This is a genomic window from Methanoculleus sp. SDB, from assembly GCA_001412355.1.
In the GTDB taxonomy this organism is placed as follows: domain Archaea; phylum Halobacteriota; class Methanomicrobia; order Methanomicrobiales; family Methanomicrobiaceae; genus LKUD01.
On sequence record LKUD01000006.1, the window covers coordinates 28,973 to 51,148 of the forward strand.

Here is a 22,176-nt window from a genome sequence, read left to right on the forward strand (position 1 = left end):
GCTGCATGCCCATGCCCGATCCAGCAGATGACGAACGATATGCGCGGCAGCTGCCCGTCACCGGATCTGAGGGGCAGCGAATCCTTTCCCGATCCCATGCCCTCGTCGCCGGTGCCGGAGGTCTCGGCTCAACAATTGCAGCATGTCTGGCCGGAGCGGGTTTCGGGCATATCCGCATTGTCGACAGTGACCGCATCGAGAAACATAATCTGAACAGGCAAATCCTGTACCGGGATGAAGACATCGGCCGCTTCAAGGCCGATGTGGCAGGGGAAGAACTCTGCGCACTCAATCCCCGGATTCGTGTGGAAGGGATATGTGAGGTTATCAGTCAGGAAACCATCCGCGATCTTGCCGCGGGGATGGACCTGATTCTTGACGGCATGGACAACTTCCCCACCCGGTACATACTCAACGGGACAGCACTCGAATATGGCATTCCGTTCGTCCACGGAGGAGTTAACGGCTTTTACGGGCAGGTTTCAACAATCATTCCCTATAAAACACCCTGTCTCAGGTGTATTGTACCGGTCCCCCCGCCTGCGGGCCCGGTCCCGATTATCGGGGTGACGACAGGCATCATCGGGTGCATCGAGGCGACAGAGGCAATCAAACTGCGTCTGGGCATCGGCGGCGTGCTCGCGGGGAGGTTGTTGTTCTGGGACGGGCTTCGCAGTGAAACGGATACACTCGTCGTCGACCGGGCACCCCGCTGCATCGGCTGCGGCGGAGAGCATGCTTCCGCGGGGAGGGGGGGGACGCCATAAAGGTATCAGTGAAGGTTTTTGCGGGATTGCGAGATATTATGGAGAGGGAAGTCCTTGTTACGCTTCCGGAGGGAGCGAGAATAAAAAACCTGCTGGATGAACTGTCAGGACGGTATCCGGATCTGTCGGCAGCTCTCTTTGAATCCCCGGACGTGCTCCTGCCTTATGTAAATATCCTTATAAACGGCAGGAATATCCATTTCATCGACAATCTTAATACCGGGCTCAGGGAGAGCGATATTATCGCCCTGTTCCCTCCCACCGGCGGCGGTTAGGGGAGGGCGGTACCGAGTCGTGAAGACCATACCGCGGCTGGTTGCCCGCGCCGGATCATGCAAACGGCTCAAGAGCCCGGCGCAGATCAGAAGGAAGTACAGGTTTTTCAAGCACGCCCACCACGCCATCAGCGTACAGGGAGAATTCCTCGGGCCAGATATGCTTTGCCGTAAAAAGGAGCACGGGGATATCCTTCATTGCCGGATTCCCACGAAGCCTTTTTAAGAACTCCCAGCCGTTTAAGGGCGACATCATAATATCGAGGAGGATGAGACGCGGCTGCTCCTTCTCGAGTATTTCAAGTGCTTCCAGCGCATTGTTCACCATTATCGGTTCCCAGCCAAGGCGGGGGAGGAGAAGTTTCATCACTTCAAGAGTCGGGAGGTCATCATCGATGACCATGACCTTACGGCTCATTACACACCACCTTCGGCAACTTCACGGTGAATGTACTTCCGACTCCGGGCTCACTCTCCACGAGGACTTTGCCCTGATGCATATCAACGTATTTCTGTGCAATCGAGAGGCCGAGACCGATTCTCCCGTACTCCCGGGCGAGTTTTTCCGAGTCGGCAAGATAAAACGGTTCGAAGATATTATTCAGCGATTCCTGTGCGATGCCTATGCCGTTATCCCTGATTGAAATGTAGTGATACTGCTCATCACCACGATATGTAATCTCCACAATACGGGGCGGCTCGCTGAACCGGACGGCATTTGAGATAATTCCGTCGAGAACCTGATAGATCCGGTCACGGTCGGCACAGATCATCAAATCCGGTGACATCCTGCATTTGATTTCAGCCTGAAGATCATAGCCGCCAATCCGGGTCACCGTACTGATGAGCTGTCGGAGTGAAAAATCAGTCAGGTTGAGGTTTATCTTGCAGGAGTCCATAATACCGAGCTCCAGCATACGGTCCACAACCCTGCGCTCGCGCTCCACGTTTTCAAGGCAGAGCCGCAGAAGCTTTACCGTTTCCGAATCCAGAGCATAACTTGACGGATCTTCAAGAATCAGGTGGAGATAGCCGAGAATTGGCTGGAGCGGTGTCCTCAGCTCATGTGCGGCGGTGTTGATGAAGTTGCGCCAGCGATCAAGCTCGCGTTCCAGCTGCATATACGTCAGATCCTGCTGGAGACCGTTCGTGACATCCCGCATCGTACCGATGACACCGATCGTTTTGCCTCCGGGGTCAAGTACCGGGCCGAGGAGCGTGGAAAATGTCTGCTCGGATCCATTCAGTGTGACGGAAAATTCGTAATTTATTGTCTCGCCACTCTTAAACACCTCCCGGATACGCCGGCTGTGGGCTTCAGCAACGGTATCGGGAAAGAAATCTGAGAGTGTTTTTCCGATCATATTCACGGGATCAATCCCGAAATCTTCGGCCTTTGCCCAGTGGAACTGCAGGAACCGTCCGGCACTGTCCTGCATAAAGATAAGATCCTGCGACGAATTGACGAGAGACTGGAGCTGTTCCTTCGCCTCGATAAGATTGGTCTCTTTCTGTTCAATCTTTGTAATGTCAAAAACCGTGCATTCGATAAATGGCTGTTCAGCAGTTTGTTTGCATGAAAAAAGCACGGTTTTTATATTTCCTGACTTCCCGAGGAACCGCATCCTGCGTTCGAACACCGGTCCCTGACCGTTGCACTCCTCCAGTACGTTCACGCCGTCCCTCGGGTTTTCCCAGAGCTCCCCGGCGGGAAGCCCCCTCAATTCCAGAGGATCGTATCCCAGTATTTCGCCGAGCTTCTGGTTCGCATCGACGATTTTCATATTCGTGTCTTTGAGGAGGAACATCCCTGCTTCGGCGTTTTTAAACACATTCCAGTATTTAACATTGAGAAGGCCGCCTTCCTTGGCAAGCTGTGTCGTCGCGATGACGACCCAGAGGTACATCGCCGCATTCACGCCGAATATGAATGGATCCACGAGTGCCCCGACGAGATAATAATACGAGGTAATCGCCAGGAATGCAACCACCAGCAATATCGTACATTGCAGCCCGTGTCTCGGATACCAGATGGATATGAGGATAATCGGGATGTAATACAGCTGGGGGAAGAGAAACATCAGCGCCGGGTACATCGCTCCGACCGGGACCGCAAAGGAGAATACGGTCACCAGCATGGAAACCATGATAAAACATGCAATAACCCAGATTTTTACCAGATCGGCCTCCTTCAGACCAAGATCCCGCAACGATTGCGTCGGAAAAACCCCGGAAGGCATGATAATAATAGTTTATTCCGGCAGACATATATATGACTTTTGATTTGAAGCGAAATAATAGCGAATTTTGCTGAAAGGATTCGATAAAAAGCACTAATCGAGAATTCCGGAATCCGTTGTGTGGACCTTCGGAATCGGATTGAGATGGTCACACCCCGAGGTGATCCCACCCGATAAATCGCGTCCCGGGAATTAAAAACATTCAAAAACGAATCAGGCATACCTAGTGGTATGCGCCCGTTCGTCGTTGTCAATCTCGCAATGAGTGCAGACGGCAAACTCTCAACCCGGGAGCGAAGGCAGGTGCGTATCTCCGGCAGGGAGGATTTTGCCCGGGTCGACCGGATAAAGGCTGCAAGCGATGCGATTATGATCGGAATCGGCACGGTGCTCGCTGATAATCCGTCGCTGACCGTGAAGTCCCCCGAACTCAGGCACATGCGTCGGGACATGGGTGTTTTTGAAAATCCGCTCAGGATTGTTGTGGACAGTCGCGGACGAACTCCATCAGATGCCGATATCCTTCACAAGGGACCCGGAAAACGGCTTATTGCCGTCTCGCACCAGGCACCCGCCGAAAGGACTCGTGATCTCGCCCGCTGTGCCGACGTCATGGCGTTCGGGGATCAGGAAGTTGATCTTCCCGCTCTTCTTGCATACCTCCATAAAGAGGGAGTACAGAGAGTGATGGTGGAGGGAGGCGGAACTCTGATATGGTCCCTTTTTCGCGACGACCTGGTTGATGAATTCATTACCTACATAGGGAATATGGTGATCGGCGGCAAGGACGCGCCGACCCCAGCGGACGGAGCAGGATTTATCCGGGAGGCGCTCTTCCCGAAACTTACCCTCACGGATATCTGTCCCTGTGACGACGGGGTGCTCATAACGTGGGCTGTTTCGCACGATTGATCAGCCGGGAAACATGGCCGGTGCTGAGCGTCTATACGGTCGTTGCCGCGACTATCGCGGCACTGATGATGGTACTCACCCATGGCGACTGTATCTGGCTCACCTATGACGCTCACCGGTTTCATGCGATGGCGGCGGCAATCATTGCGGGGCTGACCCCGTACCTGGATTTCGTGGATCCCAAACCGCCGCTTCTGTTTGGAACCGTTGCCGCATTCGATGGACTCGCTCCTCCGGGTACACCGGACATAGTCCTGGTAACCGGTGTGAACATCTTCTCGGCAATGGTGCTCTTCACAATCGGGCATGACCGGTACGGATGGGTATCGGGATTCACATCGGGGCTTCTTTTTCTCGTTGCAGCGGCAGCAGCACAGGGTTACCTTCTCTTCAGTGAACAATTTGCCGCTCTGTTTCTCCTCCTCGGCCTGCACTGTGCCATCGGCCGCCATTACACCCGGGCGGGTGTGATGGCAGGACTTGCAGGCGGATTCAAGCAGTATGCTCTGGTTGCGCTCATACCGCTGCTCTACCTCATGTGGATCCGCGGAGACCGGAATCATGCTGCCATGGTAGGGGGATTCATCGCCGCCCTCGGGATACCCTTTCTGGTCATTTTCATCGTATACGGCCCCGAAGCCGTTGTGGCCGCTTTATACTGGACATTCGGAGTGAGTCCGGCATATCTCACCGGCTCGTTGTCGGCCGTCCCCGATTACCTGCCCGACAATATCCTCTCGTTTGCCGCGAACCTGATACTGAGCGTTACGATAGTCCTTCCCACACTGGTCTTTGCAGCGGGGAGCATCATCAGAAACGGGCTTGCGACGCCCGAAGAACGTACTGTCGCATTCCTTGCAGCATTATTCATGGCAACACTGCTGATACGGCAGTATCTGCATTACTGGATTCTGATTGTTCCTTTTCTGGCACTGCTTGCATGTCGGGAGTTCCGGGATAAGCCTCCCGCGAGACGGGCAGTTCGGGATCTCGGGTAGTCGTTCCGGCAGAGTATCTGCATGGCTTTATGCCGCCCCGGCATACCACGTAAAAAAAAGAAATGGTTTACTGACGCGGTCTCAATTCCAGAATGTCATCGTAGATCTTATACGACGTGCCGTCGTTGAAAAAAGCGGTCACTTCGACCCGGTCGGCTCCTGTCGTTCCGGGGAATTCAGCTTCCATATTCACTTCGGGAACAAGGTCCTGGATATGCATCTCACCATCCGCAAGCGTCGCTTTCACGGTAAGGGTCGATACGGCGTACTGTCCTTTTCCCCCACGGAACGTGACGGTAATCGTCCCGTAGATGGGATCCTTGCTGACATCGACCGTAACGGCCTTCTGTGTCGGGACAATATCGGTAGGTTGCGGCTGGAGCTCCGGTGATTGCGGTGTCTGCACCGAGGTGGGTGCAGGCGTCGGCGCTACGGGTGTGGGAGTCTGCGTCTGGGTGTCTGACGAAGTGGTGCATGCCGCCCCGAGGGTAAGCATTGCGACGAAAAGCACTAGCAGCAGAGTTGCCATTTTATTCATACGAAGTCATATGAAGACCACATATTTGAGGATTGTGGCAGTCAGCTGGAATAAGAACGAATACCTGACCTCCCGATGAACCGCGTGCCCCCCCGGGTAAGGAATAAATAGACATCCTGTGGATATCCCCGTATCGGTTGGATCGATATGATTCATGAACTGGCATATTACTCCGTATTCGGGCTTCCGTTTCTTGTCGTGATGGGCATTATCACGCTGCTCTGTTTATGTGCGACTGCCGCGATAGCTGGTATGAACCGCCGCGGCATGCGGACAATCCCTATTCGCTGGCATTTTACCATGGCAAAAATATCTATCGCCCTTGCACTCTTGCACGGTGCCCTCGGCCTCTCCGTGCATATCGTATGAGATCGCTTCGCTGCACAGTTTTGGGAATCATTTATGCGCATCGGTGCCCCCATCAATATCAGGATGTGATAGCAATGACCAGAATGAGCTGGGAAATGAAACTCGGAATATTCCTTGTAGCGATATCAGCGGCGATTTACACGATAAAATTTATTTTTCTGGGCGATCCGGAGAATACGTATTATTACGTGTTTAATGCGCTCGGATTCCTGCCGATCAATGTGCTTCTCGTGACCATCGTTCTGAATTCTCTGCTCTCGATCCGGTCAAGACGGGAAAAACTTCAGAAACTCAATATGGTCATCGGGACGTTCTTTTCAGAAGTCGGAACAGGTCTGCTGACTGTTCTGTCCGAGTATGATCCCTGCAGTTCCGATATCAGGGAGAAGCTGGTCGTACAATCGGACTGGGTGCAGCAGGAGTTCGACAGGGTAAACGAATGTCTCACCGTCCATCCCTATGAGATCGATATCACGCGGGTGCGTCTGCAGGAAATGAAGGATTACCTCCAGGAGAAGCGTAACTTCCTGCTCCGGCTTCTCGAAAATCCCGTGCTGCTGGAGCACGAATCATTCACCGAACTCCTGCGTGCCGTTTTTCATCTTACCGAAGAGCTGGAACGAAGAGATACGCTAGCCGGCCTTCCCGAGTCCGATTACGCTCACCTCTCAGGGGACATTACACGGGTGTACGGACTTCTCGTCCGCCAGTGGGTCGATTACATGCATCACCTGAAAGACAATTATCCGTACCTCTTTTCGCTTGCAATGCGTACCAATCCCTTCGACAGTGAGGCATCCGCTATCGTCAGGCAATAAACGTCCGCTGACATACCTCTGCCGGCATTTCCGGCAGAGAGTGCGCAATCCTTATCACCTTCTTAAGCATCATCATCGGTTGTGTGAGCAATAATGGAGGATTTTTCAGTTCTTATCGGCGGTAAAGCAGGGGACGGGATCAACCGGGCAGGCTTTGTAATAGGCAGAATCCTTTCCCGAATGGGCTATCGCATCTATATGTACTACGATTATCCGTCCCTCATCCGCGGAGGACATAATTTTGCGATCGTTCGGGCATCCCGACATACCGGGATTGCATCTCACCACTTTACGGTCGACTGCATTCTTGCCCTTGATCAGGCTACTCTCCTCAGGCATGCGGGGAGACAAACGCCCGCGACAATAGCCATCTTCAACAGCGACTCGGTGAAAGCCGGGGCTCCCGCAGCCGGTCTGGCAGTGCCCCTGGAAACGATCACAAAGGAAGAGGACGGCATTTCCATTATGGCCAATTCGTGCCTCATTGGCGCATTCTGCCGTGCAACAGGCATCCCGTGGGATATAGCCGCCACGGTACTGGGCGAGGAAATGCCCCGGGAAACGGAAAAAAACCTGTCAATCGCCCGGCGCGGCTTCGATGCGGTACAGGAACGGTACATCCTGCCGAAGAGGGAAGCGCCGGAAGTGCCCCTCATAACCGGCAATGAGGCCATCAGCCTCGGTCTGCTTCAGGCCGGACTTGATGCATACGTTTCGTACCCGATGACCCCCTCCTCGGGCATTCTGCATTTTCTTGCAGAAGTTGCCGGTGAAACCAGGCTGAAAGTCATCCATCCGGAGAGCGAGATAGCCGTGATACTCATGGCACAGGGATTTGCATTCGCCGGCAGCCGCACGGCCGTCGGTACCTCCGGAGGAGGTTTCTGCCTGATGACAGAAGGAGTTTCCATGGCCGGAATGACGGAGGTGCCCGTTACGATCGTTGTTTCCCAGCGTCCGGGGCCGAGCACCGGCGTTCCCACATATACCGCACAGGGAGATCTTGCATTTGTACTCAGTGCAGGACAGGGAGAGTTCCCCCGGTTTGTTTTTGCCCCCGCTGATCCGGCACAGGCATTCGAATGGGCGGGACGAGCGCTTAACCTCTCGTGGAAATATCAGGTTCCGTCGTTTATTCTCGTCGATAAAACACTGAGCGAAGGGACATTCAGCTTTGATCCCGAAGAGCCCGAATGGACAGGTGAGGACCCGATTCCGTGTTGGGACGGAACGCACCCCTACCGCCGGTATGCAGAGAGCGAGGGCGGAGTTTCACCAATCTGTCACGTGCCAACCGCAGGTGCCGTCGTTAAGGTAAACAGTTACGCCCATGACGAGGACGGCATTACTACAGAGGACCGGGATCTGATTGCACGGCTTGTCGAGAAGCGAATGCAAAAAAGCCCGGGTATGCTGGCGGAAGTCGAAGCGTTACATCCTGTTGGCATATCGGGAGACCCGACCGCTTCAACTGCAATTCTCTGCTGGGGCTCCACGGCCGGAACCTGCAGGGAAGTTGCGGATATCATCGGGCTGCGGGTAGTTCAGCCTGTCGTCCTTTCCCCGTTCCCGGCCCGGGCTCTTCGGGATGCTCTTGCGGGTGTCTCCCGTATCATTTCCGTCGAAGATAACGCGGAAGGGCAGCTCGCCTCCCTCGCCGGTGCTCACGGAATTGATATCAGTGCGCAGATCCTCAGGTATGACGGGCGGCCCCACGCACTCGAAGAATTGCGCGACCGTGTCCTGGAGGTGGGGGCATGAGCCGTTCACTGATCACTGAAGCCCGGAATACGTGGTGTCCGGGATGCGGGAATTTTGCCATCGAGCATGCGCTGAAAACCGTCATCGCAGCACGGATAGAGGAAGGATTCCCCCCCGAAAAGTTTGTTCTCGTCACCGGCATCGGGTGTCACGCGAAAATTGCCGACTATCTCGATATAAACAGTTTTTATGCCATTCACGGAAGAACGATACCCGTCGCAACCGGGATCAAACTGGCCAATCCCGACCTCTGTGTCATCTGTTGTGCGGGTGACGGTGACTGCTACGCAGAAGGGCTCGACCACCTCATCTTCGCTGCCAAACGGAACATCGATCTGACGATGATCGTTCATAATAACCGCGTATACGGCCTCACGACCGGACAATATACGCCGACATCGCCGCTACACTTCAAGGGGCGGTCAACTCCCGGCGGAACAGAGGAAAAACCGCTCAATCCGCCTGCGCTCATGCTCGCTTCAGGCGCGACGATGGTGGCACGGGCCTATACACGAAAGCTCGATCATCTGCAGGCGGTCATCCGTGAGGGGATGGAACATCCGGGCTTTGCATTTATTGACGTACTCCAGATTTGCGCGAGTTTCTTTAATATGACAGATTACTACAACGAACGCGTTTATACCATTAAAGAACACGACAGCTCTGACTTCTGGAGAGCGTGGCAGAAGGTACGGGAATGGGACTATTCCGCCGATGCACCGATTGCTCTGGGTACTTTCTATAAATCGGTGGAACCGGTGTTTAATGATAAGTTCCGGATCACACGGCAACCCGGTGAGGGGAGGGAACAGGCAGTCAGGAAGCTGCTGGAACGCCGTATCGGCCGATAACCAATCCGTCCTTTGTGCGGCACAATGCATAAATACAATTTTTTCGCAACACTGCAATCATTCCCCGCCGGAGGGGAGTGATGCGACATGATGAACGCAAAGGTTGAGAAGGAAATAAATGTGCAGATTCGCTGGGAGCTCTATTCCGCGTACCTCTATCTGTCGATGTCCTCGTGGTATGAATCCATCGGACTCCGTGGTTTTGCAAATTGGGAGCGTATACAGGCACAGGAGGAGCTTGCGCATGCGATGAAGTTCTTCGACTATGTCATTTCCCGGGGTGGGAGAGTCATCCTCCAGCCCGTCGATGCGCCTGCTGCAGACTGGACGTCACCAACCAAGGCATTCGAACAATCACTCGAACATGAGCGGTTTGTTACCCAACGTATCAATGATCTCGTTAATCTTTCCCTCAAGGAAAAGGATCATGCATCCTACAACATGCTTCAATGGTTTATCGACGAACAGATCGAAGAGGAGGCAAATGCAACTGAAATCCTCGAAAAACTCAGGATGATAGAGAATGGCGGGGGAAGCGGGATGCTCTACATGCTGGATAAAGAGCTGGCGACACGTGTCTTCACGCCTCCCGCACCGGTGAAGGGCACGCCGTAACGACACGAGATCCTTTTTTTCGGGACGGAAATGTGCGAACTGATCACCGAATGCCGGTGTTATACCGAATTTTTCGGATCGTTACATGCACCCGGCCACGCGCGCCTGATTTGTATGAAAAACGGCCGATATTGCGAATTTGAGGGAATTGAAAGCATGAAACGGCATAGATACACCGGCAGATACCATTTCACCCTTCACACCGTGAACAACCGCCACCGGAAGGAGCCGTTTCTTGTGCAACCGAATGATTAAGGGCAGTTTTGACCGTCTTCTAAAAATTCCCCAAATGTAAATCCACTGAATTAATTAAGCTTAAAATGAAATTAAAAGCATAATTAAGGGCAAAATTAGTAATAATTCGATTAAAGAAGTTCAAATTGAATAATAACCGTTTAAAACAAGGTACGATACTTACATTTAAGTAGCCAGCAGAAAACCTATGTGGCAAATTGTTAGGTGATGTATGAGTGACGGGAATGTTCGTGCCGAAGAAAGTTTTTTTCACATCCGGAGCTGGTAAACACAAGGAACGTCTTGCTTCCTTTGAGATGGCACTTCGTGATGCCCGAATCGAATGCTACAATCTTGTCACAGTCAGCTCGATTCTCCCGCCGAAATGCCAGATAATCTCAAAGGAAGAGGGGCTCAAACAGCTGGAAGCCGGCAGTATCGTCTTTACCGTCATGTCACGCCTCTCATCAAATGAACCATCCCGTCGCGTTGCTACTTCAGTCGGAGTGGCAATCCCGGAAAATATGGAGGTTCAGTGGGGCTATTTCGCGGAACACCATTCTTTCGGACAGGATAAAAAGCGGGCGGGCGCGTATGCCGAACAACTCGCGTATGACATGTATGAGAGTATTACCGATAAACTGCCCCAGAAAACCCTGAATATTACCGAATCCGCGGAAGTCAGCGATGAAGGTGAATGGACCACCGTTATTGCCGCCGCCATATTTCTGATGGAGTAACCACACCGGGAGTGCTGCAGGTACTGCCCACTACCCGGCGTTTATTACGTATGCAATCTCCAGTGATCATGGAGTTTCCCTATGACAACGCGCATACATGCCCCCCATACAACATGCCCCAGCTGCAAGGAAGAAGTCTATCTCGACGAACTGGTGGGCGGGCGATGCCCCCTTTGCGGATGTTCATTGGAAAACGGAGAAGAAATCGACTCGGAATTCGATGAACTGATAGGCCGGTCGGATCTTACCTGGATGGTGTTTCAATATTTCTTTTTCAGAAAACTGGATTGCCTCGGGGCTCAGCCGGTCCAGATAATGCACCTGATCTCCCGGTACGAAGAGCAGCTCGCATCGGGCGAAGCGGCAACCCGCGACATCCCCTTTGATCTGGAGATTCCGATGCGGCTCTCGGATGCACTCCGTCCGAAACGCTGTTCCGTTTGCGGGAAACTTTTCGTGAGATCCGGAAAAAAGCATATCTCCGGTCTGCTCAGGTCACCGTCACAGGACGTCAGGTACCTCTGCCCGGCATGTAGCAGAACGTCCGGAACGCAGGAATAACTGCGATCCGTACCTTCTGAACACTTTTTTAGTAACTTCTGCCGAGAATGGCCGGTTTTCCCTCTTTTCCACAGACGATGCAGGGCCCGCAGGTGTCGGAGATATAGGGCGATCGAACATCCGTACCGAGAATGCTCGCGTCTACTCTCTGTTCGACCTCTTCCGCGCAGTCCGGGGCGCCGCACCATTGCACCACTGCGATGCCCGATTCGATGGCTGACGCCGCCTCATCCAGCGACGTCACGGGGGTGATGCACTCCTTCATCCGCTCTTCGGCACGGCTCCGGAGGGTTGCCGCAAAACTGTCGAGCAACCGGGCGATACTGTCGCAAAGCCCCGTCCTCGCCACCGTGGTTTTCTCTCCAAGGCGGGTGACGGTGACGGCAGAACCGGAATCTATGTCACGGGGCCCGATTTCAATCCTGAGCGGCACCCCGCGCATCTCCCAGTGGTAATATTTTGCACCGGGGCGGAGAGACCGGGAATCGGTCCTGACACGGAATCCTGCCCGCTTCAGCTCCTCCTCGCATGCCGCGGCGTGCGCAAGCACTTCTTCGCCGCGCTTCCCGATAATAATGGGGACGATGACAACCTGTACCGGAGCCACGTCGGGAGGAAGGACCAGTCCGCGGTCATCGCCGTGGATGCTGATTATCGCGGCAATCGACCGTTCTGAGATGCCGTAACAGGTCTGGTACGCATACTGCTGATTACCGTCGGGATCCTCGTATGTAATGTCAAACGTTTTGGAGAAGTGATCGCCGAGATGGTGTGCGGTGCCTATCTGCAGTGTACGCCCGTCCGGCATGACGGTATCGGTGGCAAGCGTGTAGTCGGCACCCGGAAACTTGTCCCAGTCCGGCCTCCGTGACACGATGACAGGGACACACAGCCGTTTGTAAAAGGTCCGGTACAGTTCCACTGCAGCTTCAACCTGGCGCTCGGCGTCCTCCCACGTGGCATGAACGGTATGCGCCTCCTTAAACGACGTGATCTCCCGCAGCCGGATCAGCGGCCGGGTATGCTTCGTTTCGTACCGGAAGGTGTTGACAATCTGATAGAGTTTCATCGGCAGATCTGCGTGGGATCGCACCCAGAGGGCATAAATCGGGTAAATGGCCGTTTCACTTGTGGGGCGAAGTGCAAGAGGGATGTCCAGCTCGTTAAGACCTCCGTGAGTAACCCAGTACACCTCTTCCTCAAAGCCCTTGATATGCTCCGCCTCTTTCATAAACTCCGTTTTCGGGATGAGAAGGGGGAATAGCGCCTCCTGATGGTCGACATCAAGGAGATCGCGGAGCGACTGGTAGACGGCACGTCGCAGGGCAAATCCATGCGGATACCAGACATACAGCCCCTTGACGGGATAGCGGACATCCATCACTTCTGCCCGCCACAAAATATCGTTATACCATGCGCTGAAGTCTTTCTTTGCGGGAAGCGAGCCGCCCTCTTCTTCCATTGTACAGACACACCTCAAATTACTAATTTTATGATTTCCGGAGTAATAAATGCCTCTACACAAGCAGCAACGGCGAGAACCGGAATAATGACAGTACAAAAAATGCGTGCCAGCACGATCGCCCCGGCGGCTGCATCGCCACTCCCCTGCAGTTCGCGCCATAACAATTCGCCAAGGCGAATACCGAGCGCACCGGCAGTGAGAATCGCCGGCAATTCAAAGATGCCGTGGGGCAGGATCGCGGCCGCGGCATACAGAAGGCCGTGCTGCTGTCGCACAAGCTCTATCACGCCACCGACAACGAGGCCGTTTGATACAAGGAGAACACACGTGAGCACACCGAACGTAGCCCCCCCTGCAAACAGAATCAGGCTTACCTGTATGTTATTGATGAAAATTTTACCCGCAACAATCCATGGCGAGTCGTCCATAATCTGTGAGACGATCTCTCGTCCAATCGTCTCGATCAGCTGTTCTCCGACGGTTGGATCCTGCAGAACGACAACCACCCCCATTGCGACCGCCACAGTAAAGCAAAGAACTGAAACTGTCAACGCGCGAAGGAGCTGCCTGTTATACATACAGTACCATTCTCATCATATCGCGGATGCCCGGAGCAAGGCCAACCATAATCATGGCGAGGATTACGAGGTGCCAGAGCGCTCTGTTCCCGTCTTTCCGATAGAGTTCAAGTACGTAGAGCGCAGGTATCACGACAGCAAGTTTCAGGGGAAACATCGAAAAGGCCGTGCCGGTCGCCTGAATGAGGGCCGATCCAACCACATGCTGTTCAATATATATGAGAGGATGCAGATCGATACCGTAGCTCGTCGCGCTTGCATCAAGCATATGGCCGAAGATCAGCAGTATGTAGAGAGGATCGGAGAGGAAAGTCCAGCCGACTCCGCGCATGAGAATCGCCAGAACGACGAGCGTGGCAACCACAGCCATGCCTGTAATAATAAGGAAGATCTCGGGAGCGATCCGGGTAACGGTAAGACCAAATGCAGCCAGAACAAGAAGGACAATGCCGCACGCCACACCACCGGTGACCCCGTATCCGATCCAGTAGTTCCGGATCCAGCCGCGCAGGGCACACGTACGCGACAGAATGAGTGCAATCACCGCAATAAAGAAAACAACGAAGAAGATTAGCGGGGTTACCAGAAGGACATGCCAGGGTGACGGGATCATGCCGGTGTCCTCGACCACCCGAAGCAGGCCTCCCAGAATGACATAGGGTATTGTTGCATAGGTGAATTCCCTGTCAATCGGTAATCCGGTGCGGTTAAGCCACCGGTACACCAGATATACCGATACGATCAGGATGGCGGCATATGTCAGGGTGTCGACAATAGTATAGGCTTCGCCGTTGACAATGGGACCCACGTAATATTTGTATATAAAATCCCCAATCATGTATGATAGTAAAATGAGTGCAGACGGTATAAAAGTACTTAAAACAAAAATATTCGATAAATCCAAATGGATGCAACTTCCGCGGGATGTGGTGATCGGGCATGATGCCCTGTCACATATTCCAAAGGTTTGCGAGGATCTGAAACTCGGTGACTCTGTGCTCATCATCTCCGGCCCGCGAACGCAGGAAGTGGCAGGCAGGGAGGTCAATGAAATGCTTGCCCGCCAGTATACGGTGAATCACTTTCCCGTGGAAAAGATCTCCCCGGAGGTCATTCTGGAGGCCGAAGAGGCCGCGAAGGAGGCTGATTTCATCATCGGCGTGGGCGGAGGAAAAGTCATCGATACCGCGAAAATTGCATCCTATAACCGCGACTCCCAGTTTATCAGCGTTCCGACTGCGGCATCCCACGACGGCATCGCCTCCGCACGGGCATCGGTGCCGATGGATGACGGAAGCGTATCCCTTCAGGCGCACCCCCCGATTGCGGTCGTTGCAGATACGGGGATCATCGCACAGGCACCGCACCGCCTCCTCGCATCAGGCTGCGCCGATATCATCTCCAACTACACGGCAATCCTTGACTGGGAACTCGCACATCGCATCAGGGGGGAAACGATCAGCGAATATGCCATTGCACTCTCCCGCATGACCGCAGAGATGCTGGTGCAGAACGCGGCTCTTATCAAACCGCACCAGGAAGAGAGCGCCTGGATCGTGACAAAGGCGCTCGTCTCGTCGGGAGTCGCGATGAGTATAGCCGGATCCTCGCGCCCGGCGAGCGGCGGCGAACACAAGTTCAGCCACGCACTCGACCGGCTTGCCCCGGGAAAGGGGCTTCACGGAGAACAGTGCGGGATCGGTTCCATTATTACGATGTTTCTCCACAGCGGGGACTGGCGTGGAATCAGGAATTCGCTCCGGACAATCGGGGCGCCGACAACACCGAGAGAGCTCGGAATCGATGACGAAACAGCGGTGCGGGCGCTCATGGCGGCACGGGACATCCGGCCCGAGCGTTTCACGATCCTCGATATGGGCCTGACCGAAGAATCTGCACGAGAATTAATCAGGATGCTCTACAAGGAGTGACACAGTGTCTATGAGCGAAAATAAAGTTAAAATTACCCTCATCGGCAGAGACCTAGCCCGGCCGGACCTCGAGTTTGTCTACGAGGGACCTCTTCCCGAGTGCAACGGCTGTAAACTCCAGCGGGTATGCACAAATCTGCAACCGCATAAACGGTATCGCATCGTCGGGATCCGGGGGAGCACTATTCACGAATGCCACGTCCACCATGACGGTGCCTGTGCCGTCGAAGTGATCGAGGCCCCCATTATTGCCCTGATCAAATCGGAACGGGCCATAGTGAACTCAAAGATCCTTTTTGATACGTCCTGCTCCGAAATGGAATGTAAAAGTTTTGAGCTCTGCCATCCCGAAGGCATTATCGAAGGAGCGTACTACATCGTAGGGGAGATCCTCGGCAATGCTCCCGAGGGGTGTGAGCGGGGCCGAACCCTCAAACTCGTAGAACTCCGGCCGGTATAAACAATTTCAGGCAATTGCGGCGTGGTACAGGTGCAGGGACAGGACCAGCAGCTCCTCGCGGATGGCAAGCGCAGCAAGCCAGTCGCCCGGGATCGAGAGAATACCCCAGTATGCCCCTGACAGCGCGCCGGTGACCGCACCCGCAGTATCAGAATCTCCGCCGAGGTTGACGGCGGTTTTTACGGCAGATGAAAATGACGGCGCTCCGAGAAATACGGATACGGCGCAATGGAGCGTATCGAGCGCATCGAGGGACGAAACAAGGGGGCGACGGTGCGGCGACGCCATTACGTGCCGTACGTGCCTGTCGAGACAGCCGGACAGCGCATGGCGATAAGCGGCATCCCGGTCGGCCCCCCTGCAGAGCTCACTGATCATGCGGTTTAAAAATGCTGAGCACTCCGCAGCGGTGCGATCAAAGTGCGTCAGGCGGGAACAGGCGATACTCACACCCGCAACCACGGGCGGCGGATAGAAGAGGCCAAGGGGGGCACCCCGCATCACGCTCCCATTCGTCCGTGAACCGCCGGTTCGCTCGTGCACACACCTCGCCGCTTCAGGGGCGGGCATCCCGTGCCGTATCAGTTCGAAGACCGCGCCTGATGTCGGACCGTAATATTCGGGATGAGCGATATATCCGCCGAGGAATCGCTGCACGATGTCCGCTGGATCGAACCCTCCCCGGATAACCAGCGATTCGGCGATCGCAATCGCCTGAAGGGTATCGTCGGTTACCCCTCCCCGGCGCCGCGGGCTGACACCGCCACCACGCATCCCTGAAATCAGGCGGCGGGGAGGAGGATAGCCTTCAAGGGGCGCACCCAAAGCGTCGCCGATGGCCAATCCGATTAGAGAACCCGCAACCCTCGAAATAGCGAATATAAAGATCACCAATAAACTATATCTCGTCTCGCAAAGTAGTAAGTTTTGAGGATTGGTGATACAGTGCAAAAAGAAGAGCTTCTTCATCTACACATGCTGCTGGTTCACGTACGTAAATATTACGAAGGTGTGACCGGCGAGGAAATTTCAACCGAACAGTACAACACGCTTGAAATATCACCTGTTCATATCCATAAAAATAAAATCTGTCATAAAAAGGCTATCCTGACACTGGGTGAGGAGCTGGTTCAGCACATCAGGCAAAACCATTCACCCGTGGTACATTACGCCAAGGAAACCGCATCCGGAGAGATTGCGGCTGAACATTAATCCATGAATGAATTCACTGTTTTTCGGGAAATTATCTCCCGTCTTTCCACCGAGGATCCCGACACGGTGGACGTCCAGCACATAAAAATCGTTGTTTCCCGCACGTTCAGGTTACCTTCCATTCCCAGAAATTCTGCAATCCTCGCTGCGGCTACTGATGACGAACGGAGGTGGCTGCGTAAGATTCTCCGTATTAAACCCAGCCGCACACTATCGGGGGTTGCGCCGGTGGCTGTCATGACATCGCCGTTTCCCTGCCCCCACGGAAAATGCCTCCCCTGCCCGGGCGGACCGGATCATCCGTTCAAATCCCCGCAGAGTTATACGGGAGAAGAACCGGCCGCACTGCGGGCGAGGGAGCACGGCTATGATCCGTACTCCCAGGTTCAGGCGCGCCTGTCCCAGTTCGAGGAGCTGGGGCATCACGTGGACAAGGCAGAGCTAATTGTCATGGGCGGGACCATGACGGCGCGTGATCCCGGGTACCAGGACTGGTTCATGCGGTCCTGTATTAGGGCAATGAACGAGTACCGGGGCACAAATGGTGGCGATACGCGTTCGTTTGAGGCGCTCTGCACGGAGAATGAGACGGCGGACGTGCGATGTATCGCCACCACCTTCGAAACGCGGCCCGACTGGTCACGGAGGGAGCACATTGACAGAATGCTGTCCCTCGGCGTTACGAAAGTGGAAATCGGCGTCCAGCAGCTCGAAGACCGGATTCTTGACTACAACCGGCGCGGGCACGGCGTTGCCGAGACGGCGGATGCAAACCGCCTTTTGCATGACGCCGGCCTGAAAGTCGGCTTTCACGTGATGCCCAATCTGCCGGGAGCGACGATTGAGGATGACCGCCGGATGTTCGAGACATTGTTTTCGGACGAACGCTATAAACCGGACTTCCTGAAAATTTACCCGACCCTCGTCACTCCCGGTTCCGAAATCGAAGATCTCTGGAAACGGGGAGAATACGCCCCGTATGAGGAGAAGGAACTCATCGATCTCATCGCCTATGCAAAATCCCTTCTCCCCGAATACGTGCGGCTCCAGCGAATCCAGCGCGATATTCCGGCGAAATTGATTGTTGCCGGATCACGACACAGCAATTTTCGCCAACTCGCCGAAGCCCGGCTGAAGGAGACGGGGGGCAGGTGCCGGTGCATCAGGTGCCGCGAAATCGGCAGGACATCCGGAGAGGGAGAGCCCGGGCGCCGGGATCTCCGGTACGCCTGTGCGGGAGGGGAGGAGCACTTCCTCTCGTACACGGCCGGCGAGGCGTTGATCGGTTTTCTACGGCTCCGGTTCCCCGGCGACGTTTGGAGGCAGGAGCTCATCGACACGGCGCTCATCCGTGAACTTCATGTCTACGGAGAGCTGGTTCCCGTCGGGAACAGTGCCGACGAGGACGAATGGCAGCACCGGCGGTTCGGAAACCGCCTACTGCATCATGCGGAGGAGGCGGCTATCAGGGAAGGATTCGAAAAGATCGCCGTCATGAGCGGGATCGGCGTCCGCCCGTATTACGAGAGGCAGGGCTATGAGCGCACAGGACCATATATGGTAAAGAGGCTCGCATGAATCACGCCACGCTGGAATTTCTTCGTCAGCGCTTCTCGGAGTATTACCGGAAGGGTACCCTGATGACACCGCCGTCTATCGAACAGCGGGAGTGGGGTTTCATATTCTTCGACGTATCCTCCGAAGTACGCATGCGCCGGCATATGGCGTTTGAGACACCGGACGAAGCGATCACATACATGAGAAGCATGGTGCCCGCCCATGTCTACTACTCAACCGCGTACTATGCCCTTCCCGGCGCGGCGACAATGAACGATAAAGTCTGGAGCGGAGCAGACCTGATCTTCGATCTCGATGCCGATCATCTCATGCGGGGACCGTATGACACCATGCTGGTTCGGGTGAAGGAAGAAACGATCAAACTCCTTGGGATGCTGATCGAAGAGCTCGGATTTACTGAGAAGGAGATATTCATCGCTTTTTCGGGCGGACGGGGGTACCATGTGCACATCAGGCGGTCTGACATCCGTGAATGGGGAAGCCAGGAGCGGAGGGAGCTCGTCGATTACGTATGCGGTATCGGCATCGATCCGTCTGTTATGATAAAACAGCCGTGCACGCAACCGGGCTGGGGCCATCGGTACCGGAAGGCGCTCGCCACATATCTGAAAGGATTACATAAGCTTGACCGCGAGGAGGCAGTATCGCGCCTCCGGACCCTCGAGGGCATGAGCCGTTCGAAACGTCCCGAAACTCTCTGTGACGGGCTCGAAGTACTTATCGGAGCGCTTGAATCAGGTCGCCGCATTGCACTGAACGACCGGATGCTCCGTGTGCTGACCGGCCCCGAAAACAGCGAGTTCACGGCGATCCTGCATGAACAGGCGGCACGTGCCGATGAACCCGTCACGACCGATATCAAGCGGCTGATCCGGTTGCCGTCTTCCCTCCACGGGGGGAGCGGCCTGCGTGTCATACCGCTCACTGTCGGCGAACTCCATGATTTCGACCCTCTTGACGATGCTGTTGTGTTCGGTGACGCGGATGTCCGGGTGGATCTCGCTTTTCCTCTCTCGATGCCGATGCTCGGAACCGGCTATACGCTGAAAAAAGGTGAGAATACCGTCCCGGAAGCACTTGCCGTGTTCCTCTGCTGTCGGGGCATTGCCGATCTCTCGGAAGGAGGATTGTCCCGTCGTGCTTGATGAACTCCGTCTTATTGTTCTCAATGAACGGGAAAGCGGGCGGCTGAGCCAGATTCGGCACGAGGCCTTTTCCGGGGCGCATAAATACGTTGAACAGCTGTACCAGGAGGTGCAGCGGGAAACGCCTTCACTCGATCGTTTTCTTGCCGGCAGGCCGCGCGACGCCGTCTCCGAACTGCACAGCATGGCCGAAACTCTTGAGGAGATTGTAACGCTCAGGTGCCGTAAAATCCTGACGCTCGCCCTCTACGGGACGGAAAACAGCGACGAACTGAAAAAGATGCTGCCCCCCGAACGGGTACTGTTCGATGACGTTGTCCATGCCATACACCAGTGCAGGGATTCGCTCATCGGTTCGTTTCCCGCTGCCACGGAAGAGGCTGCGGACGAAGAGGAGGAGGGGGCGGACGAGACCGTGCCCGAAAGCCGACCGGCTGCAGAAACCCGGGAATCCGGCGATGCCGACGCGCCCGCCGGCGAGTGGGGATACTCAATCGTCCGTATTCTTGAGGATGTGGAGCCTTTTATGGGCGAAGACGGGAGAGTATATAATCTCATGAAAGAAGATATAGTAACACTTCCGGAGAGCAACGCACAAGTGCTCTGTGGGCGCGACATAGCCTTAAATATCAGGCTTAGTAAATAATATTGGGATTTATTATCCAATGTAACGGGGCACATTTCATGAAAATGCCAGGTAAATTCAAGACGTATTGTCCTTTCTGCAGAAAACACGAGATCCATGAGGTCGAGAAGGTCAAGAAAGGGAAAACCCTTCACCTGAACTGGATTGATCGGCAGAAGGCACGGAGGAGCACTGTCGGCAACATGGGCAAATTCAACAAGGTACCGGGCGGCGACAAACCCACCAAGAAAATTAATGTACGGTACCGTTGCTCGACATGCGGAAAAGCGCACCTGCGGAAAGGTTTCAGGGCAGGTAAATTTGAACTGACGGAGTGAGGGATTATGGTACGACAGCACAGGGAAAACAGGAGCAGATTCTTCCGGGTGAAATGCCCGGATTGCGAGAACGAACAAATAATCTTTGAGCGTGCCAGCACAGTCGTTGACTGCAGCGTGTGCGGTCACGTCCTTTCCGAACCGCGCGGCGGAAATGCACAATTAAAGGCTGAAATACTGGCCACCCTCGAGTGATTCCGTATGCATGAGAGAGACTGGCCCGATACCGGGGAACTGGTCGTCTGCACTGTCACGAATGTGAAGGATTTTGTCGCATTCGTCACCCTTGACGAGTACAATGGTCGCGAAGGACTCATCCCCATCGCTGAAATTGCCCGGGGATGGATCAAATATATCCGGGACTTTGTACGGGAAGGGCAGAAGGTAGTCTGTAAAGTCCTTCACGTCAACAAAGACCGTGGCCACATCGATCTCTCATTGAAGGATGTCAACGAGCACCAGCGGCGGGAAAAAATCCACGAGTGGAAGAACGAACAGAAAGCCCACATGTGGATCGGTTTTATCGCCGAAGCGTCCGGTGCTGAACCCGCAGTCATCGAAGACATTTTTTACCGTGAATTCGGGATGCTCTATCCGGTTTTTGAAGATGTGCTTCTCGACGAAAAAGGAACCTTGCACAGGCTCGGACTTGATCCGAAGGTTGCACAGGCGCTCGTTACCGTAGCGAACGAGAATGTCAAGCTCTCCAAGGTGACCATCACCGGAAACCTGATTCTCACATCGTACAAGCCTGACGGCGTTAACGTTATCCGAAGGGCTCTCCGGAGCGCAACCCCCAAGATCGAAGGCGTTGATATTGACATCAACTATATCGGCGCACCGAAATACGCCATCAAGGTAACGGCTCCCGATTACAAACAGGCGGAAAAAGCAATAGAGAAGGCGGCGAGTGCTGCAATCGGCGTCGTGGAACGGGCAGACGGCACCGGAAAGTTCGTACGAAAACAGCGGTCCGGTAAAACCCAATGACCGGACGTATCCGCCGGTGCACCCGTGACGGCACGTACACACTTGCCCCCGCCTGTCCTGCCTGCGGCGGTCCCACGGGCAGTGCGCATCCGGCACGCTTTTCTCCGCAGGATCGGTATCGGGACTACCGTCGGAGGATGAAACAATGGAACCAATATGCGTAAATTTTTTACAA

General features: G+C 54.6%; 28 protein-coding genes. 21 read left to right on the top strand and 7 right to left on the bottom strand.

Annotation, left to right across the window (positions count from 1 at the left end; translation table 11 throughout):
- Nucleotides 1-11 precede the first annotated feature (11 nt).
- Both APR53_06935 and APR53_06940 read left to right on the top strand, forming a co-directional pair.
- The gene (locus tag APR53_06935; protein KQC05693.1) at nucleotides 12-767 is read left to right on the top strand and encodes a hypothetical protein; all 756 of its coding nucleotides are present in this window, start codon (nucleotides 12-14) and stop codon (nucleotides 765-767) included.
- Nucleotides 764-1,042, top strand: a complete 279-nt coding sequence (locus APR53_06940) for a molybdenum cofactor biosynthesis protein MoaD (GenBank protein ID KQC05661.1) — start codon at nucleotides 764-766, stop codon at nucleotides 1,040-1,042. The genes APR53_06935 and APR53_06940 overlap by 4 nt, the downstream gene beginning before the upstream one ends.
- 55 nt (nucleotides 1,043-1,097) lie before the next feature.
- Here the strand turns inward: APR53_06940 and APR53_06945 are convergent, their stop codons facing one another.
- Together APR53_06945 and APR53_06950 are read right to left on the bottom strand one after the other, a co-directional pair.
- A complete protein-coding gene (locus tag APR53_06945; protein ID KQC05662.1) occupies nucleotides 1,098-1,460 on the bottom strand; it encodes a histidine kinase in 363 nt (120 codons plus the stop codon).
- Nucleotides 1,450-3,282: a hypothetical protein gene (locus APR53_06950; protein ID KQC05663.1), complete on the bottom strand. Its 1,833-nt coding sequence runs from the start codon at nucleotides 3,280-3,282 to the stop codon at nucleotides 1,450-1,452. The genes APR53_06945 and APR53_06950 overlap by 11 nt, the downstream gene beginning before the upstream one ends.
- 231 nt (nucleotides 3,283-3,513) lie before the next feature.
- Between APR53_06950 and APR53_06955 the strand changes: the two genes are divergently transcribed.
- Both APR53_06955 and APR53_06960 read left to right on the top strand, forming a co-directional pair.
- Nucleotides 3,514-4,194: a 5-amino-6-(5-phosphoribosylamino)uracil reductase gene (locus APR53_06955; GenBank protein KQC05664.1), complete on the top strand. Its 681-nt coding sequence runs from the start codon at nucleotides 3,514-3,516 to the stop codon at nucleotides 4,192-4,194.
- On the top strand, nucleotides 4,191-5,192 hold the full coding sequence (locus tag APR53_06960) for a hypothetical protein (protein ID KQC05665.1): 1,002 nt from the start codon (nucleotides 4,191-4,193) through the stop codon (nucleotides 5,190-5,192). Before APR53_06955 ends, APR53_06960 begins: the two co-directional genes overlap by 4 nt.
- Before the next feature lie 67 nt (nucleotides 5,193-5,259).
- On the opposite strand, the gene APR53_06965 is transcribed toward APR53_06960, so the two are convergent.
- Complete coding sequence (locus tag APR53_06965; protein ID KQC05666.1) at nucleotides 5,260-5,730, bottom strand: hypothetical protein; 471 nt, start codon at nucleotides 5,728-5,730, stop codon at nucleotides 5,260-5,262.
- A gap of 147 nt (nucleotides 5,731-5,877) precedes the next feature.
- Here APR53_06965 and APR53_06970 point away from each other — a divergent pair, with 147 nt between their 5' ends.
- The 8 genes from APR53_06970 to APR53_07005 all read left to right on the top strand — a co-directional run bounded on the left by APR53_06970 (nucleotide 5,878) and on the right by APR53_07005 (nucleotide 11,679).
- A complete protein-coding gene (locus APR53_06970) occupies nucleotides 5,878-6,099 on the top strand; it encodes a hypothetical protein (GenBank protein ID KQC05667.1) in 222 nt (73 codons plus the stop codon).
- Between the two features lie 74 nt (nucleotides 6,100-6,173).
- A complete protein-coding gene (locus APR53_06975) occupies nucleotides 6,174-6,917 on the top strand; it encodes a hypothetical protein (protein ID KQC05668.1) in 744 nt (247 codons plus the stop codon).
- Between the two features lie 93 nt (nucleotides 6,918-7,010).
- Nucleotides 7,011-8,678, top strand: a complete 1,668-nt coding sequence (locus tag APR53_06980) for a pyruvate ferredoxin oxidoreductase (protein ID KQC05669.1) — start codon at nucleotides 7,011-7,013, stop codon at nucleotides 8,676-8,678.
- A complete protein-coding gene (locus APR53_06985; GenBank protein ID KQC05670.1) occupies nucleotides 8,675-9,529 on the top strand; it encodes a 2-oxoglutarate synthase in 855 nt (284 codons plus the stop codon). Before APR53_06980 ends, APR53_06985 begins: the two co-directional genes overlap by 4 nt.
- An 87-nt stretch (nucleotides 9,530-9,616) precedes the next feature.
- Nucleotides 9,617-10,144, top strand: a complete 528-nt coding sequence (locus APR53_06990; protein KQC05671.1) for a ferritin — start codon at nucleotides 9,617-9,619, stop codon at nucleotides 10,142-10,144.
- A gap of 30 nt (nucleotides 10,145-10,174) precedes the next feature.
- Entirely contained in the window at nucleotides 10,175-10,399 is a 225-nt protein-coding gene (locus tag APR53_06995; GenBank protein KQC05672.1) for a hypothetical protein, read from the top strand.
- Nucleotides 10,400-10,623: 224 nt separating this feature from the next.
- Complete coding sequence (locus tag APR53_07000) at nucleotides 10,624-11,118, top strand: pyruvoyl-dependent arginine decarboxylase (GenBank protein ID KQC05673.1); 495 nt, start codon at nucleotides 10,624-10,626, stop codon at nucleotides 11,116-11,118.
- 81 nt (nucleotides 11,119-11,199) lie between these two features.
- Nucleotides 11,200-11,679: a hypothetical protein gene (locus tag APR53_07005; protein ID KQC05674.1), complete on the top strand. Its 480-nt coding sequence runs from the start codon at nucleotides 11,200-11,202 to the stop codon at nucleotides 11,677-11,679.
- A 28-nt stretch (nucleotides 11,680-11,707) separates the two neighbouring features.
- Here the strand turns inward: APR53_07005 and APR53_07010 are convergent, their stop codons facing one another.
- Genes APR53_07010 through APR53_07020 form a run of 3 tightly spaced genes read right to left on the bottom strand, consistent with a single transcriptional unit; the run spans nucleotide 11,708 to nucleotide 14,560 of the window.
- On the bottom strand, nucleotides 11,708-13,141 hold the full coding sequence (locus tag APR53_07010; protein KQC05675.1) for a proline--tRNA ligase: 1,434 nt from the start codon (nucleotides 13,139-13,141) through the stop codon (nucleotides 11,708-11,710).
- Nucleotides 13,142-13,155: 14 nt separating this feature from the next.
- On the bottom strand, nucleotides 13,156-13,722 hold the full coding sequence (locus APR53_07015) for a hypothetical protein (GenBank protein KQC05676.1): 567 nt from the start codon (nucleotides 13,720-13,722) through the stop codon (nucleotides 13,156-13,158).
- On the bottom strand, nucleotides 13,715-14,560 hold the full coding sequence (locus tag APR53_07020) for a hypothetical protein (protein KQC05677.1): 846 nt from the start codon (nucleotides 14,558-14,560) through the stop codon (nucleotides 13,715-13,717). Before APR53_07020 ends, APR53_07015 begins: the two co-directional genes overlap by 8 nt.
- Nucleotides 14,561-14,573: 13 nt before the next feature.
- On the opposite strand from APR53_07020, the gene egsA reads away from it, so the two are divergent.
- Both egsA and APR53_07030 read left to right on the top strand, forming a co-directional pair.
- On the top strand, nucleotides 14,574-15,653 hold the full coding sequence (gene egsA / locus APR53_07025; protein ID KQC05678.1) for a glycerol-1-phosphate dehydrogenase: 1,080 nt from the start codon (nucleotides 14,574-14,576) through the stop codon (nucleotides 15,651-15,653).
- Nucleotides 15,654-15,663: 10 nt separating this feature from the next.
- A complete protein-coding gene (locus tag APR53_07030; protein KQC05679.1) occupies nucleotides 15,664-16,113 on the top strand; it encodes a hypothetical protein in 450 nt (149 codons plus the stop codon).
- Between the two features lie 6 nt (nucleotides 16,114-16,119).
- On the opposite strand, the gene APR53_07035 is transcribed toward APR53_07030, so the two are convergent.
- Nucleotides 16,120-17,004: a hypothetical protein gene (locus tag APR53_07035; GenBank protein ID KQC05680.1), complete on the bottom strand. Its 885-nt coding sequence runs from the start codon at nucleotides 17,002-17,004 to the stop codon at nucleotides 16,120-16,122.
- Nucleotides 17,005-17,088: 84 nt separating this feature from the next.
- Between APR53_07035 and APR53_07040 the strand changes: the two genes are divergently transcribed.
- The 7 genes from APR53_07040 (at nucleotide 17,089) to APR53_07070 (ending at nucleotide 22,165) form a co-directional block, all read left to right on the top strand.
- Nucleotides 17,089-17,325 (top strand): metal-binding protein, encoded by a 237-nt coding sequence (locus APR53_07040; protein KQC05681.1) that lies wholly within the window; start codon nucleotides 17,089-17,091, stop codon nucleotides 17,323-17,325.
- Between the two features lie 3 nt (nucleotides 17,326-17,328).
- A complete protein-coding gene (locus tag APR53_07045; GenBank protein ID KQC05682.1) occupies nucleotides 17,329-18,903 on the top strand; it encodes a radical SAM protein in 1,575 nt (524 codons plus the stop codon).
- Complete coding sequence (locus tag APR53_07050) at nucleotides 18,900-20,048, top strand: DNA primase (protein ID KQC05683.1); 1,149 nt, start codon at nucleotides 18,900-18,902, stop codon at nucleotides 20,046-20,048. Before APR53_07045 ends, APR53_07050 begins: the two co-directional genes overlap by 4 nt.
- Nucleotides 20,041-20,694 (top strand): hypothetical protein, encoded by a 654-nt coding sequence (locus APR53_07055; GenBank protein KQC05684.1) that lies wholly within the window; start codon nucleotides 20,041-20,043, stop codon nucleotides 20,692-20,694. The genes APR53_07050 and APR53_07055 overlap by 8 nt, the downstream gene beginning before the upstream one ends.
- Before the next feature lie 38 nt (nucleotides 20,695-20,732).
- On the top strand, nucleotides 20,733-21,011 hold the full coding sequence (rpl44e, locus tag APR53_07060) for a 50S ribosomal protein L44 (protein ID KQC05685.1): 279 nt from the start codon (nucleotides 20,733-20,735) through the stop codon (nucleotides 21,009-21,011).
- A gap of 201 nt (nucleotides 21,012-21,212) precedes the next feature.
- Nucleotides 21,213-22,001: a translation initiation factor IF-2 subunit alpha gene (locus APR53_07065; protein ID KQC05686.1), complete on the top strand. Its 789-nt coding sequence runs from the start codon at nucleotides 21,213-21,215 to the stop codon at nucleotides 21,999-22,001.
- Entirely contained in the window at nucleotides 21,998-22,165 is a 168-nt protein-coding gene (locus APR53_07070) for a ribosome biogenesis protein (protein ID KQC05687.1), read from the top strand. Before APR53_07065 ends, APR53_07070 begins: the two co-directional genes overlap by 4 nt.
- The last annotated feature ends 11 nt before the right edge of the window (nucleotides 22,166-22,176 follow it).

Excerpts from the sequence above, each read along its gene's own strand:
- APR53_06975 (KQC05668.1), top strand. The coding sequence starts at position 6,174 with ATGACCAGAATGAGCTGGGAAATGAAACTCGGAATATTCCTTGTAGCG.
- APR53_07070 (KQC05687.1), top strand. The coding sequence starts at position 21,998 with ATGACCGGACGTATCCGCCGGTGCACCCGTGACGGCACGTACACACTT.
- APR53_07000 (KQC05673.1), top strand. The coding sequence starts at position 10,624 with ATGTTCGTGCCGAAGAAAGTTTTTTTCACATCCGGAGCTGGTAAACAC.
- APR53_07015 (KQC05676.1), bottom strand. The coding sequence starts at position 13,722 with ATGTATAACAGGCAGCTCCTTCGCGCGTTGACAGTTTCAGTTCTTTGC.
- APR53_06985 (KQC05670.1), top strand. The coding sequence starts at position 8,675 with ATGAGCCGTTCACTGATCACTGAAGCCCGGAATACGTGGTGTCCGGGA.
- APR53_06980 (KQC05669.1), top strand. The coding sequence starts at position 7,011 with ATGGAGGATTTTTCAGTTCTTATCGGCGGTAAAGCAGGGGACGGGATC.
- APR53_07020 (KQC05677.1), bottom strand. The coding sequence starts at position 14,560 with ATGATTGGGGATTTTATATACAAATATTACGTGGGTCCCATTGTCAAC.
- APR53_06995 (KQC05672.1), top strand. The coding sequence starts at position 10,175 with ATGTGCGAACTGATCACCGAATGCCGGTGTTATACCGAATTTTTCGGA.
- APR53_06950 (KQC05663.1), bottom strand. The coding sequence starts at position 3,282 with ATGCCTTCCGGGGTTTTTCCGACGCAATCGTTGCGGGATCTTGGTCTG.
- APR53_07050 (KQC05683.1), top strand. The coding sequence starts at position 18,900 with ATGAATCACGCCACGCTGGAATTTCTTCGTCAGCGCTTCTCGGAGTAT.
- APR53_06970 (KQC05667.1), top strand. The coding sequence starts at position 5,878 with ATGATTCATGAACTGGCATATTACTCCGTATTCGGGCTTCCGTTTCTT.
- APR53_06945 (KQC05662.1), bottom strand. The coding sequence starts at position 1,460 with ATGAGCCGTAAGGTCATGGTCATCGATGATGACCTCCCGACTCTTGAA.
- APR53_07040 (KQC05681.1), top strand. The coding sequence starts at position 17,089 with ATGCTGCTGGTTCACGTACGTAAATATTACGAAGGTGTGACCGGCGAG.
- APR53_07065 (KQC05686.1), top strand. The coding sequence starts at position 21,213 with ATGCATGAGAGAGACTGGCCCGATACCGGGGAACTGGTCGTCTGCACT.
- APR53_06935 (KQC05693.1), top strand. The coding sequence starts at position 12 with ATGCCCGATCCAGCAGATGACGAACGATATGCGCGGCAGCTGCCCGTC.
- rpl44e (KQC05685.1), top strand. The coding sequence starts at position 20,733 with ATGAAAATGCCAGGTAAATTCAAGACGTATTGTCCTTTCTGCAGAAAA.
- egsA (KQC05678.1), top strand. The coding sequence starts at position 14,574 with ATGAGTGCAGACGGTATAAAAGTACTTAAAACAAAAATATTCGATAAA.
- APR53_06990 (KQC05671.1), top strand. The coding sequence starts at position 9,617 with ATGATGAACGCAAAGGTTGAGAAGGAAATAAATGTGCAGATTCGCTGG.
- APR53_07045 (KQC05682.1), top strand. The coding sequence starts at position 17,329 with ATGAATGAATTCACTGTTTTTCGGGAAATTATCTCCCGTCTTTCCACC.
- APR53_06955 (KQC05664.1), top strand. The coding sequence starts at position 3,514 with ATGCGCCCGTTCGTCGTTGTCAATCTCGCAATGAGTGCAGACGGCAAA.
- APR53_07010 (KQC05675.1), bottom strand. The coding sequence starts at position 13,141 with ATGGAAGAAGAGGGCGGCTCGCTTCCCGCAAAGAAAGACTTCAGCGCA.
- APR53_06965 (KQC05666.1), bottom strand. The coding sequence starts at position 5,730 with ATGAATAAAATGGCAACTCTGCTGCTAGTGCTTTTCGTCGCAATGCTT.
- APR53_07005 (KQC05674.1), top strand. The coding sequence starts at position 11,200 with ATGACAACGCGCATACATGCCCCCCATACAACATGCCCCAGCTGCAAG.
- APR53_07030 (KQC05679.1), top strand. The coding sequence starts at position 15,664 with ATGAGCGAAAATAAAGTTAAAATTACCCTCATCGGCAGAGACCTAGCC.